At 39.3% G+C, this 16,471-nt stretch carries 11 protein-coding genes, 2 tRNA genes, 1 pseudogene and 1 other annotated feature; of the genes and pseudogenes, 10 read left to right on the top strand and 4 right to left on the bottom strand.

What is annotated here, in order from left to right; translation table 11 throughout:
• Positions 1 to 83: 83 nt before the first annotated feature.
• From HMPREF0493_RS04895 to HMPREF0493_RS04930, 8 genes are all read left to right on the top strand, one after another.
• Complete coding sequence (locus tag HMPREF0493_RS04895) at positions 84 to 1,391, top strand: PTS transporter subunit EIIC (protein ID WP_006352195.1); 1,308 nt, start codon at positions 84 to 86, stop codon at positions 1,389 to 1,391.
• Entirely contained in the window at positions 1,372 to 2,292 is a 921-nt protein-coding gene (locus tag HMPREF0493_RS04900) for an alpha/beta hydrolase (RefSeq protein ID WP_006352196.1), read from the top strand. Before HMPREF0493_RS04895 ends, HMPREF0493_RS04900 begins: the two co-directional genes overlap by 20 nt.
• Positions 2,293 to 2,615: 323 nt before the next feature.
• The gene (locus HMPREF0493_RS04905) at positions 2,616 to 4,718 is read left to right on the top strand and encodes an ATP-dependent Clp protease ATP-binding subunit (RefSeq protein WP_006352197.1); all 2,103 of its coding nucleotides are present in this window, start codon (positions 2,616 to 2,618) and stop codon (positions 4,716 to 4,718) included.
• 123 nt (positions 4,719 to 4,841) lie between these two features.
• Positions 4,842 to 5,480: a signal peptidase I gene (lepB, locus tag HMPREF0493_RS04910; RefSeq protein ID WP_040457251.1), complete on the top strand. Its 639-nt coding sequence runs from the start codon at positions 4,842 to 4,844 to the stop codon at positions 5,478 to 5,480.
• 114 nt (positions 5,481 to 5,594) lie between these two features.
• A complete protein-coding gene (locus tag HMPREF0493_RS04915; RefSeq protein ID WP_040457252.1) occupies positions 5,595 to 7,007 on the top strand; it encodes an APC family permease in 1,413 nt (470 codons plus the stop codon).
• A 38-nt stretch (positions 7,008 to 7,045) separates the two neighbouring features.
• On the top strand, positions 7,046 to 8,428 hold the full coding sequence (locus HMPREF0493_RS04920) for an amino acid permease (protein WP_006352200.1): 1,383 nt from the start codon (positions 7,046 to 7,048) through the stop codon (positions 8,426 to 8,428).
• A gap of 135 nt (positions 8,429 to 8,563) precedes the next feature.
• Positions 8,564 to 9,292 (top strand): gamma-glutamyl-gamma-aminobutyrate hydrolase family protein, encoded by a 729-nt coding sequence (locus HMPREF0493_RS04925; protein WP_006352201.1) that lies wholly within the window; start codon positions 8,564 to 8,566, stop codon positions 9,290 to 9,292.
• A gap of 14 nt (positions 9,293 to 9,306) precedes the next feature.
• Positions 9,307 to 10,707: an APC family permease gene (locus HMPREF0493_RS04930; protein ID WP_006352202.1), complete on the top strand. Its 1,401-nt coding sequence runs from the start codon at positions 9,307 to 9,309 to the stop codon at positions 10,705 to 10,707.
• 65 nt (positions 10,708 to 10,772) lie between these two features.
• Here HMPREF0493_RS04930 and asnA read toward each other — a convergent pair whose 3' ends face one another.
• From asnA to HMPREF0493_RS04950, 4 genes and pseudogenes are all read right to left on the bottom strand, one after another.
• Positions 10,773 to 11,783 (bottom strand): aspartate--ammonia ligase, encoded by a 1,011-nt coding sequence (asnA, locus tag HMPREF0493_RS04935; RefSeq protein ID WP_006352203.1) that lies wholly within the window; start codon positions 11,781 to 11,783, stop codon positions 10,773 to 10,775.
• A gap of 60 nt (positions 11,784 to 11,843) precedes the next feature.
• Positions 11,844 to 12,089: a binding site (T-box leader), on the bottom strand.
• A 67-nt stretch (positions 12,090 to 12,156) separates the two neighbouring features.
• Positions 12,157 to 12,230: transfer RNA gene (locus HMPREF0493_RS04940), tRNA-Pro, on the bottom strand.
• A gap of 6 nt (positions 12,231 to 12,236) precedes the next feature.
• Positions 12,237 to 12,310, bottom strand: a tRNA-Arg gene (locus tag HMPREF0493_RS04945).
• A 200-nt stretch (positions 12,311 to 12,510) separates the two neighbouring features.
• Positions 12,511 to 13,505, bottom strand: a pseudogene (locus HMPREF0493_RS04950) (GMP reductase).
• A gap of 200 nt (positions 13,506 to 13,705) precedes the next feature.
• Between HMPREF0493_RS04950 and HMPREF0493_RS04955 the strand changes: the two are divergent.
• Positions 13,706 to 14,995 (top strand): adenylosuccinate synthase, encoded by a 1,290-nt coding sequence (locus tag HMPREF0493_RS04955; protein WP_006352206.1) that lies wholly within the window; start codon positions 13,706 to 13,708, stop codon positions 14,993 to 14,995.
• Positions 14,996 to 14,998: 3 nt separating this feature from the next.
• The gene (gene purB, locus HMPREF0493_RS04960) at positions 14,999 to 16,294 is read left to right on the top strand and encodes an adenylosuccinate lyase (protein ID WP_006352207.1); all 1,296 of its coding nucleotides are present in this window, start codon (positions 14,999 to 15,001) and stop codon (positions 16,292 to 16,294) included.
• The last annotated feature ends 177 nt before the right edge of the window (positions 16,295 to 16,471 follow it).

Here is a 16,471-nt window from a genome sequence, read left to right on the forward strand (position 1 = left end):
TCTTTCCTAAATTATAACATGACACTTTTTTATCAAGAATAATTAGGTATAATGTCTATAATAAAAATTAGGAGCGAGCAAGAATGATCAATAATATTACCCAGGGACTGTTTTGGCTTAGAAGGCGGTCTTTTTTTAGAGTTGTTCAAAGAACTTTCGTTATGCTGATGCCAGTAGCGACAATCGGCGCTTATTTTAAAATAATTCGTGACTGCATTTTCTCACCTGATAGTTTGATCTATAACTTGTTTAACTTTGATTATTCAATGTCTGATCAAATTTGGAATCTGGGCAATTCTTTGTCCTCAGGGATGATTCGCGTTACTTTCGGTATTTTTGGCATCTATGTGGCCTACTTTTCAGCGGTTTATACCGCACGGCTTTATCACAAAGATGCGACAATGGCAGGGATTACCTCAATTCTGGTAATTATGCTGTGTGCTTATTTGACAGGCAATGCTCAAACCGCCAATAGCCAAGTAACTTTCTATTCAAGAATTCTGAGTATTAATGGCTTGCTTATTGCTATGCTGATCGGTTATTTTGTAGGCCAGATTTTTCACTGGCTTGGGCAAGATTATGTGCATATCAAAGTCGAGCATGTTGAAGAAATTCAAAAGCGGGCGCACCAATCGCTTAAACCGGCAATAGTCACTATCTTGTTTGGCCTTGTTCTTGGCCTTATTCTGTACTTTTTCAAAATTCGACTGCTTGATTCCTACTCTGTAAAAAGCATTGTTACCAACCTGCGCAGCTCTAACAATCTTACAGTAGTCATCTTGCTAACGATGCTGTCAATGCTATTGTGGTGGTGCGGAATCGGTTATCCCGTTCAATCCCTTGCCCACGACAATAATTCGGGTGCCGCTCTGGTTAACTTGAACTATGCTTTGCGTCATGGCAGTGCTGCTAATGTGCCCTATAAATTCTTGGGCAGTTCAATGGTTCAAAGCTATGGTCTGATGGGGGATGCTTCAATTGCACTGGCTCTGACGGTTATCTTGCTGCTGTACACCCATAATAAGGAAATTGAAGATATCGCCAAGCTCAACCTCCTGCCGGTCGCATTTGGTGCAAAAAATGGATTAGCAATCGGAATTCCGCTTATTCTTAATCCACTCTATCTTTTACCAGTAATTTTAATTCCAGCGATTAATGAATTAATTGCTGCTGGCGCAATCTCGCTTCATTTAATTATGCCACCAGTTTATCCAGTTCTTGAGGGAACACCGGGAATTTTAATCTCGTTCTTTGGCTCTAACGGCAACTGGGCTACCTTTATCTTTACTATTTTGCTGTTTATTCTGGATATTTTATTGCTGCTTCCGTTTGTTATTATCGGTCGTAGAATTAGTGAGGAGTTGAGGGCATATGACCAAGCTCAAATTTAATCGAAAAAATGTTAAATGGTTGGTTATCCTTTTTCTGATAATACTTGCCTTATCAATTCCAGCTTTTTCATGGATGAAGACTACTAACCGTGACCGGGCTCAAAGAAGAAAATCGCTTGTATCGCCACTTATTATGATTCCGGGGTCAAGTGCCAGCATTAACCGCTTTGACTCTTTAATAGCGATTTTGAACAAAAACAATCCCCATCCTCACAGCGTATTGAAGATTAAAGTTGGTACTAATGGCAGCCTTGATTTTTCTGGTTCGATTGATCACGGTGACAATGAGCCCATTATTGTAGTTGGTTTTCAAAACAACCATGATGGCTACAGCAATATCAAAAAACAGGCTTCCTGGCTGGATGAAGCCTTTTATCAAGTCTCACAAACCTACAATTTCAATAATTTTAAGGCCTTCGGTCACTCCAATGGCGGCCTGATCTGGACGTATTGGCTGGAGCATTACTATTCTTACTACAAGTCTAATATTAAGATCAAAAAATTAATGACCTTGGCCTCACCATTTATCTTCAGTGAAAGCAATTTCAGTGACAAAACGCAGATGTTGTCGGATCTCATCAAATACCGCAAGAATTTGCCGAAGAATCTAATCGTTTATTCTTTACTCGGTGGTGAAAATTACGACTCAGACGGAATCGTTCCTGAGAACAGTGTCCACGCGGGTAAATATATTTTTCAAAATCAAGTAAAGCAATTTACGGAGATAACTATTACTGGCAGTGACGCTACGCACTCCGATTTGCCACAGAATAAAGAGGTGGTAGCAGCGATTAAACAATACTTGTTAGATAAGAAGAAAAATAATAGTCCATTGGGTAAGACCAATTCCAAGAACACTAGCCGCAGGACGAAAGAAAACAAAGAAAAAGACAATAAATAAAGATTGAGAATCTGAATAAAATTTCAGGCTCTCTTTTTATTTTTTGTGGAAAACTTTTATTGCTTTTTCGAAAAAACCAAGCAAAAAATCTTAGATCTTAAGAATTTCTTTAACATTTCATGTGGCCAAAGAATGGCCATATACCGGCATTTGTGAGCATATTTTTTGCAAAAAAGCATAAAATTAGCGTAATTGTGAAAAACTTTTGAAAATTACTTGTAATCTGTGGATAACCTGATATACTTATAAGTGTAACCAGTTAGCAATTAAAAAGCGAAAGCGCTAATTTCATAAAAAGACATAAATATAAGGGGGTGTTTGCAATGGCATACTTTAACAATGATTTTGACAACTTATTTAACGAATTAAACCGCTCATTCTTTAATGATGACTTTAACAGAACACCGAATGGCTTAAGTGCTTACTACAGCAACATGAGCTCAAATGCTAACCCAAGTCAACAAGCAATGGTTCAAAGCCCACAACAAAAGAAGGAAAAATCAATTGGGATCGACTTAGTTGAACAAGCTAAGAACAACAAGTACGACCCAGTGATTGGTCGCGACGAGCAAATTAATGAAGTAATTGAAATTTTATCAAGACGCAAGAAGAACAATCCTGTATTGATTGGACCTGCTGGTGTAGGTAAGACTGCAATTGTTGAAGGCTTGGCTGAAAGAATCGCAGAAGGCAATGTTCCATCTAAGATGAAGGACATGCACATCATTTCTATTAACATTAATGATATGGTTGCTGGTTCAAGCTTACGTGGCAGCTTCGAAGAAAAATTAAAGGAAGTTATCGACCAAGCTAAGAAGAACCCTGATATCGTTCTTTTCATCGACGAATTACACAACATTGTTGGTGCAGGTTCAACTGACTCAGAAACTAACAACGGCGACGCTGCTAACATTTTGAAGCCAGCTCTTGCAAGCGGTGACTTGAAGTTAATCGGTGCCACTACTACTAGTGAATACCAAAGAATTGAAAAGGACTCAGCTTTAGCACGTAGATTCCAACCTGTTCAAGTTCCAGAACCAACAACTGATGTTGCAATTAAGATCTTGGAAGGTTTAAAGAAGAGATACGAAAGCTTCCACCACGTAAAATACAATGACGATGCTCTTAAGTTAGCTGTTGAATTATCAGAAAGATACATTCAAGGACGCTACTTACCAGACAAAGCCATTGACTTGATGGACGAAGCTGGTGCCAAGAAGGCTTTGACAGTTGACTCACATGATGAAGAAAGCTTGAAGAATAGAATTCACGCTTTAGAAGCTAAGAAAGACGAAGCTGCTAAGGCTGAAGACTACAAGAAAGCTGGAGAATTAAAGACTGAAATCGAAAAGCTTCAAGAAGAATTGAAGACTGCTGACAAGGCTAAAACTCCAGTAGTTAGCGAAAAAGACATCTACAAGCTGATTGAAGAAAAGACTAATATTCCAATGAGCGAACTTCACGCTGATGAAGCTAAGAAGAACCTTGATTTAGCTAAGAAATTAAAGGCAGTCGTTATCGACCAAGACAAGGCAATTGATGTTATTACTGACGCTATTGCTCGTAAGCAAGTCTTCAAAGACAGCGACCGTCCAACAGGTTCATTCCTTCTTACTGGACCAACTGGTGTTGGTAAGACGGAACTTGCTAAGCAATTAGCTATTAACCTCTTCGGCAGCAAGGATCACTTCATTCGTTTGGACATGTCTGAATACCAAGACGAAATGGCAGTTAACAAGTTGATCGGTTCAGCACCAGGCTATGTAGGCTACGGTGAAGGTGGTCAATTAACTGAAAAAGTTCGTCACCAACCTTACTGCTTGATTTTGTTCGACGAAATCGAAAAGGCTAACCCACAAATATTCAACGCTTTGCTTCAAATCATGGATGATGGTCGTTTGACTGACTCTCAAGGCAGAACTGTTTCATTCAAGGACACAATCTTGATTATGACTTCAAACGCAGGCTACTCAGACAACTTGCTTAAGGATGGCAAAGTAGATCAAGACAAGTTAATCCACGCTCTTGAAAACTACTTCAGACCTGAATTCCTTAACCGTTTGGACGCAATTGTTCCATTCAACTCATTAACTCAAGACGACATGAGCAAGATTATCGACATTTACCTTAAGAGGATGTCACACGTTCTTAAGAAGAGAAATATTGAAGTAACTGTATCTGACGAAGCTAAGAAGGTTTTGGCAGAAAAAGGATACGACAAAGACTTCGGTGCACGTCCACTTAGAAGAGTTGTTGAACAAAACCTTGAAACTCCAATTGCTAAGCTTGTTATGAGCCACCCTGACACAAAGAAGGTTGAATTCACTGCTGACGACAAGCACTTGTACATGAATGGCAAGTCCATTCTGGACTTAAGCAAGCCAAAAGCAGAAAAAGATGGTGAAACTAAGTCAAAAGAAGACTAAGTTGTTAATTAAATAAGCTTAAAATATATCTTTTATTAAGAAGCATCCGAAAGGGTGCTTCTTTTTTTGCTCAAAGTGTATAATGTTAACGTACACGATTTTAGAAAAGGAAATTTAGTTATCATGGCAGAAAAAGATAACAATAAGTTTGGATTAAAAGACTTTTTGCAAATCGCCGTTATATTTTTAATTGCAATGGGCATTTATTATGCTTTGTTCACATTTGTGCTCAGCAATGATACGGTTTCAGGTATTTCAATGCAGCCTAATTTTGAAAATGGTGAGCGTGTAATCGCTGTTCGTCACGCCAAGATTGAGCGTGGCGATGTGGTGATTGTTAATGCACCGGATGAGCCAGGAGCTGAATACATCAAGCGTGTAATTGGGATGCCGGGCGATAAGATTGTCAGCAAGAACAATCAGATTTATATCAATGGCAAAAAGATCAGTCAGCCTTGGTTGACCAAAGGATTTAAATTGACTGACAATGAAGATGGCTTCACAGGAACAAAATATTCGCAAACGCAGAATTTCACTATTTCCTCGCTAGCAAAAACGGCAAATTATAAGAAATACTATACAAGTGCACAACTGAAGGAAATGCAGAAGACCAACCGCGTTCCTAAAGGAACCTACTTCGTTATGGGAGATCACCGTAGCGTTTCAAAGGACAGCCGCTACATCGGAACGATTGCCAAAAAGAATATTATCGGCGTTGTAAAGCTGCGCTACTGGCCACTTAATAAGATTCAAGTCTATTAAAGATTAAAGAGCATCGAGCAAGATGCTCTTTTTTATTAACCTTTTCTCTTAAAATATTATGAAATCTTTTCTCATTTCATGTATAATAGCCTAAACATTAAGAGGGTGAGACATATGAGAAATATTTTTAAAAAGGTGCCAGTCGCGAATTGCCTGCAGGCAGATTCTCGGTTAGTTCGCAGTCTGCATGCCAAAGATTTAGTTGCATTAGGGATCGGTGCTGTTATTGGAACGGGAATTTTTATTCTTCCAGGACATGAAGCAGCCTTGCATGCTGGGCCTGCAGTTGCGGTGGCATTCCTATTAGCAGCCATTGTTTCCGGCATTGTTGGTATGGCTTACGCTGAATTTTCTTCGGCAATGCCTGTCGCTGGTTCTGCATATTCGTTTGGTTCAGTTATCTATGGTGAAGTAGTTGGTTGGGTGCTTGGATGGGCACTTTTACTGGAATATTTCTTAGCGGTTTCCGCAGAGGCAACCGGTTTTGCGTCCTACTTTAACGATAATATTCTTGAAGCAATCGGACTTCATCTGCCTAAGGCATTGCAAGCAGGACCGATGGAGGGTGGAATTGTTAATCTGTCCGCTGTTTTGATCGTTTTAATTGTTGCCTTTATTCTTTATCAAGGTTCTAATTTGTCTAAACGAGTTGAAGATATCATGGTAATCCTCAAGGTTGCCATTATTATTATCTTCGTTGTGGTGGGATTGGTTTATATCAAAACTGAAAACTACGTACCTTTCTATCCAAAAGAATTCCATACCGCGCCAGCTGGCTTTGGTGGTATTTCCACTGCTACCGCTACTGTCTTTTTTGCCTTCATCGGCTTTGATGCCTTGGCCTCTAACTCCGCCGAGACTGTTAATCCAGGCAAAAACGTAGTTAAAGGAATTTTGGGAACGGTACTGGTAGCCGTAGTTTTATACGTCAGCTTTTCTTTAGTTTTAACTGGGATGGTCAACTATAAATTATTAAATGTTGATGATCCTGCCGCATATGCTTTGAAGCTTGTTGGGTTAAACAGTTGGAACAAACTGATAACTTTAGGAGCTTTGATCGGAATTTTTACGGCGATGATTACAATGCTTTTAGGTGGATCGCGTCTGCTTTACGCTTTGGGAAGAGACGGTCTTTTACCTAAAACAATGGGTCAGGTTGATGCTAAAAAGATGATCCCAGATCATGCGGTTATCGTTTCAACAATTGTAGCCGCAATTTTTGCCGGCCTGATTCCATTGATGCAGTTGGCATCGTTGATTAATGCGGGAACTTTGTTAGCATTTGCCTTAATTTCATTTGGGGTTATTCCTCTGCGCCACCGCAAGGATATCCCTAATCATGGCTTTAAGATGCCGCTTTACCCATGTTTACCAATATTAGCGGGTTTGCTTAGCGTTTACTTTATTATTATGCTTCCTAAAGAAACAAAAATTATGGTATCCCTTTGGATTGTTGTAGGATTAGTAATATACTTTACTTTTGGCTTGAAACATTCCAAATTGCAAAATGGAGAGAAAAAGGGATAGCCAGTAATTTGCTTGCGCGATAGGAAGGGAAGTTGAAGATGCAAGAACGCAAAAAAGCTCCAAAATTAAAAAGATCAATGACAGCAGGACAGATGGAAATGATCTCGCTTGGTGGTGCGATCGGGGTTGGTCTGTTTATGGGGTCTGCCTCAACAATTAAGTGGACTGGACCATCTGTTTTGCTCGCCTATATGTTTGTTGGCCTTATTTTATATATTGTTATGCGGGCATTGGGCGAAATGCTCTACATTGATCCCGGAACAGGATCTTTTGCTGATTATGCTACTGTGCATGTTCATCCAATCGCGGGTTATTTGGCTGAATGGGCGAATGTCTTTCAATATATCGTTGTTGGTATCTCAGAAGTCGTAGCGACAACAGAGTATCTTCACTACTGGTGGCCTAGCAGTGAAGATTGGATCGCCGGCATAGTGATTATTATTTTTTTATTGGCGGCGAATTTGGCTAGTGCTAGAGCTTATGCCACATTGGAATTTTGGCTTGCCATGATCAAAGTAGTCACGATTATTTTAATGATCATTTTGGGCTTCTGCGTCATTTTATTTGGTTTCGGCAATCATGGTCAGCAGATTGGCTTTTCTAATTTATGGGCACATGGCGGTTTCTTCACCGGCGGCTTTAAAGGCTTTTTGTTCTCGATGGCGATTATCGTTGGTTCATATGAAGGAATTGAATTAATTGGTATTTCTGCCGGAGAAGTTGCTCACCCGCAAGAAGTGATTGTAAAAAGCGTTAGATCAGTTCTATGGCGAATATTAATTTTCTACGTCGGCGCGATTTTTGTCATTGTCACGATTTATCCTTGGAATAAATTAGGTAGCATTGGCTCACCTTTTGTTAATACTTTCGCTAAAGTCGGTATTACGGCAGCGGCCTCAGTGATTAACTTTGTTGTTTTGACGGCCGCATTATCAGGAGCAAATTCGGGAATTTATTCTTCCAGCCGGATGCTGTATAAACTGGCTCATGAGGATGAAGCACCCAAGACTTTTGGTTACGTTTCAAAGAGAATTGTTCCAAGTCATGCGATTATCGGAATTACTGGCGGAATTTTCATTGGTTTTATGATCAATGTCTTCATTCAGTTCTTTAATAAGTCTTTGGCAAATATCTTTGTCATTGTGTATAGTTCTTCAGTTTTGCCAGGGATGGTCGCATGGTTCGTCATCTTATTAGCCGAGCTTCGTTTTAGAAAAAAGAATCCTCATTTAATGGAAAAACATCCGTTTAAGTTGCCGCTTTATCCATACTCCAACTATTTTGCCTTATTCATGTTAACCTTAATTGTGATTTTTATGTTTATTAATCCAGAAACGCGAATTTCGGTTTCTGTTGGGGCTCTTGTTTTAATCGTAGCTACCATTGCCTATTTATTAAAGCATCGCAAAGATAAACAATAAGTGAAAGTGACTATTTTAATAGTCACTTTTTTGATAACTAAAACTTATCTACAAGCAATGAGTCATTGTATTGTACAGACTTTACTTACTTTTGTATAATAAGTTCACGTATTAAAAGTAAGGGAGAGATAAATTATGACAAAGCCAATTATTGGAATTTCAGGTTCAGTAATTATTGATAACGGCGGCATTTTTCCAGGTTATCACCGCAGCTATGTGAATGAAGATTATGTTGATTCCGTTGTTCAAAACGGAGGAGTTCCTTTCATTATTCCATTTACTGAAAATGATGAAGTGATCAAAAGTCAACTTGAACATGTCCAAGGACTGATTTTATCAGGCGGACACGATGTTGATCCTCATAGTTATGGTGAAGAACCTGAGCAAAAGATTGGTGCAACTTGGCCAGCTCGTGATCATTTTGATCGTTTGCTCTTAAAATTTGCCGAAGAAAAAGGTATACCAGTTTTGGGAATCTGTCGTGGTGCGCAAATTATCAATGTTGCCCATGGCGGAAGCTTATATCAAGATCTTTCTTACCGTAAGCAAAAGACTTTGAAACACATGCAGGGTCATACGCCATCCTTGCCAACACATGGGATGAAAGTGATACAAGGCAGCAAGCTTGCTGAGATTTTAGGCAAAACAGAGTTCCAAGTTAATTCTTTCCACCATCAAATTATTAAAGAAGTGGCTCCTGACTTAATTGAATCAGCTACTGCTCCCGATGGAGTTCCGGAAGGAATTGAAAACAAGGCTGGAACTGTAATTGGCGTTCAATGGCATCCGGAAATGCTGCACCGGAACACTAAAGTTTCATTTATGAATAACTTGTTCAGATGGGTTATTGATAATGCAAAATAAGGGAGAAAACTTAAATGAATAATAGAGAAAGCGATAAATTAGGTTTTTGGTCAATCGTCTTTTTGGCCATTAATGCGATTATTGGATCAGGAATCTTCCTAACTCCTGGTAGTGTTGTTCAACAGGCTGGTTCTAAAGCTTTAATTGCTTACTTTATTGCAGCGATTTTTGCCGCAATTTTAGCTGTTACTTTCGCCGCCGCTGCTAAGTATGTAACCAAATCTGGTGCGGCTTATGCGTATTCAAAAGCAGCCTTTGGCGATAAAATCGGTTTTTATATGGGAGTATTGCGCTACTTCTCAGCTAGTGTAGCTTGGGGCGTTATGGCTGTTGGGGTTGTTCGTTCCACGATTTCAATTTTTGGTGGCAACTCAGAAGATTTTGGCACGGTTACGATTGGCTTCATTGTCTTGATGGCTTTGATCACAATTATTAATTTATTTGGTCAAAGAGTAGTTAAGTGGGTCATGAATTTGGCCACGATCGGTAAGCTGGCAGCCTTGATTTTAATTATCGTTGCTGGGGTTGTATTGCTGATTTCAACTGGTGCTTCAAGTCATTTGAATGAAGTTGATCAAATTACTCAAAATGGTCAAAAAATTGTTCCTACTTTAACCACCACCAGTTTTGTAATGGCGATTGTTTCAGCCTTTTATGCCTTTACTGGTTTTGAATCAGTTGCTTCTGGTTCAGAAGATATGAAAGACCCAGAAAAGAATTTGCCTCGTGCTATTCCATTAGCAATTTTAGTCATCGCTTTGGTATATATTGGTGTAGTTGCCGTTGCAATGGTGCTTGATCCGAAGGCTTTAATGACAACTAAACAAGTAGTTGCCGTCGCCGCAATTTTTAAGAATGAAATTTTGCGTGACGTCATCTTGGTTGGTGCACTTGTTTCCATGTTCGGAATTAACGTAGGATCTAGTTTCAATGCCCCAAGAATTTTGGAAGCAATGGCTCGTGAAAATCAGATGTCAAAGGCTCTTACTAAGAGAACCAAGAACAATTTCCCAATTAGAACTTTCTTTATTTCCGTTGTCTTGGCAATCTTGATTCCAATGGCATTCCAATACAACATGGTTAATTTGATTACTTTGAGTGCGATGGTTCGCTTCTTAGGCTTTATCGTCGTTCCATTAGCTGTAATTCGCTTTTATCGTGGCAAGGGCATTGATAAAGAAAACATTTTGGATGCTGATAAGAATGTATTGACTGATATTGTAATGCCGGTTTTATCAATCGCTTTGGTTGTCTTCTTATTGATTGAATATGATTGGAAGACTCAATTCGTAATCATCAATACGCAAGGTCAGTTTGTCGGCATTAACTGGTATGCAATTGCAATGATGATCTTTGGTTTCATTATTTTGCCTTTGCTTATGTCATGGATTTCACGCTTAGAACGTAAGAATTAATTATTCATTTGAAGAAAAAAGGATTCAGAAAGTATCTGAATCCTTTTTTGTGTTTTAGAAGTTGATTACAATAATGCAATGTGATCAGCGGTACATTTTTCAACCATTTCTTTAGGCCAAATAGAGGCTTGTACTTCACCAATATGCGCTTTGGCTAAAAGCATCATGCAAAGACGTGACTGACCGATTCCGCCGCCAATAGTGTAAGGCAATTCGCCTTTGAGCAGCATTTGGTGGAATGGTAGCTTGGCTCTGTCTTCACAATGAGCCTTCTTTAATTGTTCGCGCAAACTTTCTTCACTAACGCGAATTCCCATTGATGAAAGTTCGATCTTTTGTTTAAGTGGATCATACCAGAAGACCAGATCGCCGTTTAATTGCCAGTCATCATAATCGGGAGCACGACCATCGTGAGGCTTGCCGCTGCGCTTCAATTTATCACCGATTTTCATAATAAAGACGGCCTTTTCTTCTTTGGCAATTTTGTTCTCTCGTTCTTCAGGAGTGAGTTCAGGCCAACGGTCTTCAAGCTCTTGAGTGGTAATAAATGATACGTGATCGGCCAAACGGTAAGTAGAGCCAGGAAAGCGGGCTGCTACCAATTTTTCGGTTGCCTTAATTGCTTTAAAAATCTTCATTACCGTAACTTCCAAAGTGTCGGTATTTCTCTCCTCTTTAGCGATTACTTTTTCCCAATCCCATTGATCAACATAGATTGAGTGGAAATTGTCCAGGTCCTCATCGCGGCGAATGGCGTTCATGTTGGTATAGAGCCCTTCGTGCATACCAAAGCCGTACTTCTTAAGTGCGAGTCGTTTCCACTTCGCTAATGAATGGACCACTTCGATTGTATTGTCTGGCATTGCCTTCATGTCAAAAGCAACTGGGCGTTCAACACCGTTAAGGTTGTCGTTTAAACCACTGGCTTTTTCGACGAACATTGGAGCTGACATTCTTTGCAAACCCATAATTGAAGCAAGTTCATCTTGAAAAGTTTCTCTGATAAAAACAATTGCAGCTTCAGTATCACGAATAGTTAAAGTAGGGCGATAGTCCTTAGGTAAAATCAAAGTCATAGTGTTTCTCCTTCAAATAAAAGATTTGAGAGTAAAGAAAAAGCCCTTCGCTCCCCAGTTGCAAGGGACGAAAGGCTTTTTCCGCGGTACCACCCAAATTGCCTAATAAATAGACCGACTCTATAGAATACTAGCATATTCTACCGGCGAGGTAACGTACCGGAAACGTCTCAACTTACTCTAATATTTTATTTCAGCGAGCATGCTCAAAAGTGTTTTTCAATAAGTCAGAGGGCACTAGCTTCACACTGTCGCTAGTTCACTGTTAGGCATGACAAATTTACTCGTCTTTCTCATAGCTTTTTAATTTATTCTATATTCTAAATACAGATTATAAAAAAAGCAAGTACTTTTTGTACTTGCTTAAAAATTATCGGGAAAACAGGATTCGAACCTGCGACCCCCTGGTCCCAAACCAGGTGCTCTACCAAACTGAGCCATTTCCCGCAAACATGCGCCCTGAAGGATTTGAACCTTCAACCTTCTGATTCGTAGTCAGACACTCTATCCAGTTGCGCTAAGGGCGCGTCTCAACTCTCATAGTATAACATAAAATAGCTAAAGGTTAATAGTAATTTTTTGAAAAAAAGACTTAGTGCTGACTACCCAACAACACTAAGTCCATTCTAATTTTAGCGAAAAATCCCTAGAGATACTATCCTTAATGCGAGTTTTTAACTAGAAAATAACTAAGATGAAATAAAATTTTAACATAATTAGTATTTTGCTACTTATCGCCATCCATAATAGTATTCTTTACGATAACGTAATCGACCAACTTAATCGCATTCAAATCACGACCGCCGGCATAAGAAATAGAAGACTGCAGGTCCTGTTTCATTTCATCAAGCGTATCCTTGATTGATCCACGGTATGGTACCAACATTTGCTTGCCTTCAACATTGCGGTAAGCGCCTTTTTGCACTTCAGAAGCAGAACCCCAATATTGCTTGTAAGTCTTGCCGTCGATTTTAATAACATTACCTGGAGATTCCTTGTGACCAGCAAGCATTGAACCGATCATTACCATTGTTGCGCCGAAGCGAATAGATTTGGCAATATCGCCGTTGTGCCGAATACCACCATCAGCAATCAAAGGTTTGCTGGCAACTTTGGAGCACATTCTTAAGGCAGCCAGTTGCCAGCCACCACCGTGCCAAAACCAGTTTTTAACTTCGTAATACATGCTCGACCAGGACCGACGCCGACTTTAGTAGCATCTGCACCTTCATTTTCCAATTCACGAACAGCTTCTGGTGTAGCAACGTTGCCAACGGTTAAAAAAGCATCTGGCAATTTTTCTTTAATATAATGAATCATTTTAATAACGTAAACGGAGTGACCGTGCGCAACATCAATTGTGATGTATTCTGGCTTAACGTCTTCTGCAACCAATTGGTCAATGAAATTGTATTCACTGTCTTTAATTCCTACAGAAATAGAAGCAAATAGACCTTTTTCATGCATCATTTTAATAAAATCAATTCTCTTTTCGGGTTGGAAACGATGCATGATATAGTAATAACCATTCTCGGCAAGCCAAACGGCCAATTTGTCGTCAATCACGCTTTCCATGTTAGCGGGAACAACAGGAATCTTAAATGTTCGGTTTCCAAAGCGAACACTTGTATCTGCTTCACGGCGGCTTTTGATGATCCCTTTATTGGGAACAAGTTGAATGTCATCATAATCAAAGGCTTCCATACTAAAATAATTGCTCATTATATTTACTCCTCTTTGGGTCTTTGTTTTATCAAACGAAAACTACTATAAGTTAATAAAAGTAAGTTGTCAAGATAAAAATCGAACTATTATTTTGGATAAAATTAAAATAATTCGTGTTTTGCATTGACTATTAATTTCTTAATTGCTAGAATATCTGACGGTAACATTGATAGAGAAATTTTTATGAGGTGAAAATAATGACAGCAGTTGCAGTTGTAGGTAGTCAATGGGGCGATGAAGGTAAAGGAAAAATTACCGACTTTTTAAGTAAAGAAGCTACCATGGCTGTGCGTTCTAACGGTGGTAACAACGCTGGGCACACAATTGATATTAATGGTAAGGAATTTAAGATGCGTTTGATTCCATCAGGAATTTTCGCTGCTTCTAAGGGTGCTGTAATTGGTAACGGTGTAGTTATCAACCCAGAAGTTATGTTTGGCGAACTTGATAATCTTGCAAAGAACGGCATCGATATTAGCAAACTTAGAATTTCTAACCGTGCCAACATCATCATGCCTTACGACGTTAAGCAAGATGAATACCAAGAAGAAGCAAAAGGTGACAAGAAGATCGGTACTACCAAGAACGGAATTGGGCCAACTTACATGGATAAGGCTTCAAGAATTGGTATTCGTGTATGTGATTTGCTTGAAAAAGATACTTTTGAAGAAAAATTACGCTTGAACTTAAAGATTAAGAATGAACTTTTCACTAAGATTTATGGCAAGCCTGCTCTTAAATTTGAAGATATTTTTGAAAAATACTATGCATACGGTCAAAAGATGAAGAAGTACGTTACTGATACTTCTGTTTTAGTTAACGATGCCTTAGATAATGGTGAAAAGGTGCTTTTTGAAGGTGCGCAAGGTACCATGCTTGATATTGATGAAGGTACTTACCCATACGTAACTTCATCCAACACTATTTCAGGCGGAATCTGCTCAGGCATCGGTATGGGTGCCAACCGTTTGAACACTGTTATCGGTGTCTGCAAGGCTTATACCACTCGTGTAGGTGAAGGCCCATTCCCAACTGAATTAACAGATGCAATCGGCGATCGGATTCGTGATACTGCTCATGAATATGGTACTGTTACTGGTCGTCCACGTCGTGTTGGTTGGTTTGACTCAGTTGCACTTCGTCATGCTAAGCGTGTTTCTGGTATTAATGGTTTGAGTCTTAACTTGCTTGATGTCTTCTCTGGTTTTGACAAGATTAAGATTGCTACTGCCTATGAACTCGATGGCAAGAAGATCGATTACTACCCAGCAAGCTTGAAGGAATTGTACAGATGCAAACCTGTTTATGAAGAACTTCCAGCATGGGATGAAGATATTACTCAAGTTAAGACTTGGGATGAATTGCCAGAAAATGCTAAGAAGTTCTTGAACCGCGTTTCAGAATTGGTTGGTGTTCCACTTGTAACAGTTTCTGTTGGTCCTGATCGTGAACAAACTATCGTTTTGAAGAATCCATGGGAAATGTAATTTATGCTTGAACGTTACACACGCCCGGAAATGGGCAAAATTTGGTCTTTACAAAATAAGTATGCTTCTTGGCTTAAGGTAGAAATTGCTGCTACTAATGCCTGGGCTGAACTAGGTGAAGTGCCAAAAGAAGATGCTGAAAAAATTGCGAAGAATGCTTCTTTTACTGTTGAACGCGTAGGCGAGCTTGAAGCAATTACTCATCACGATGTTGTTGCTTTCACGCGAACTGTTTCTGAAAGTCTGGGCGATGAAAAGAAATGGGTTCACTTTGGCTTAACTTCAACTGATGTTGTTGATACGGCACAAGGCTACATTTTAAAGCAGGCTGATGAAATTATTCGCCAAGATTTGGATGAGTTGAAGAAGACGATTGCTGAGAAGGCAAAGAAATATAAGTATACCGTTGAAATGGGCAGAACCCATGGTGTTCAAGCCGAGCCTACGACTTTTGGTTTAAAGCTTGCACGTTGGTATGCAGAAATCAACCGTGATATCGATCGTTTTGAACATGCTGCTCAAGGCGTTGAATCAGGTAAAATTTCAGGTGCGGTTGGTACGTTTGCTAATGTTCCACCTGCTGTTGAAACTAGTGTGATGAAGCAATTAGGTTTAACGCAGCAGCCAATCACCAGTCAAGTTTTGCCACGTGATTTGCACGCTGAATACATTGCAATGCTTGCTCTTATTGCGACGAGTATTGAAAATTGGGCAACTGAGATTCGCGGTTTGCAGCGTAGTGAAATTCATGAAGTTGAGGAACATTTCCGTAAAGGACAAAAAGGTTCTTCTGCAATGCCGCACAAGCATAATCCAATTGGTTCAGAGAATTTGTGCGGAATGGCAAGAGTTTTACGTGGAAATGTTGTAACTGCATATGAAGATGTTGCCTTGTGGCATGAACGTGATATTTCTCACTCCAGTGCCGAAAGAGTGATTTTGCCAGATACGACAATTGGCATTGATTATATGCTTCACCGCTTCAACCGCATTTTGAGCAACTTGGATGTGTTCCCAGAAACTATGCTTAAGAACATGGACCGGACTTACGGCTTGATTTATTCACAAAGAGTTTTGCTTAAATTGATTGATGAAGCAGGACTTTCACGTGAAAAGGCTTATGATATGGTTCAAAAATTGGCCAACGAGTCTTGGGATACCCAAACGTCATTTAGAAAATTAATTGAAAATAGTGAAGTTATGAATTACTTGTCTGAAGATGATTTGAATGATGCCTTTGATTATCATTATCATTTGCGTCATGTTGATGAAATCTTTAAGAATTGTGGTTTAGACTAATGGAAAATCTCGGAGGATTCCGGGATTTTTTATTTTGATTTGAATGATGCAGAGACCTTATTAAAAAAGTTGCTGACATAAATTTAAAATCAGATTTTATTTAAATTAGAAATATTCAAATATGTTTAGCCCTAACAAAAACTTTACTATAATTATCCTAGCAATTAGATTGAAAGG

This window comes from Lactobacillus amylolyticus DSM 11664 (assembly GCF_000178475.1).
In the GTDB taxonomy this organism is placed as follows: Bacteria; Bacillota; Bacilli; order Lactobacillales; family Lactobacillaceae; genus Lactobacillus; species Lactobacillus amylolyticus.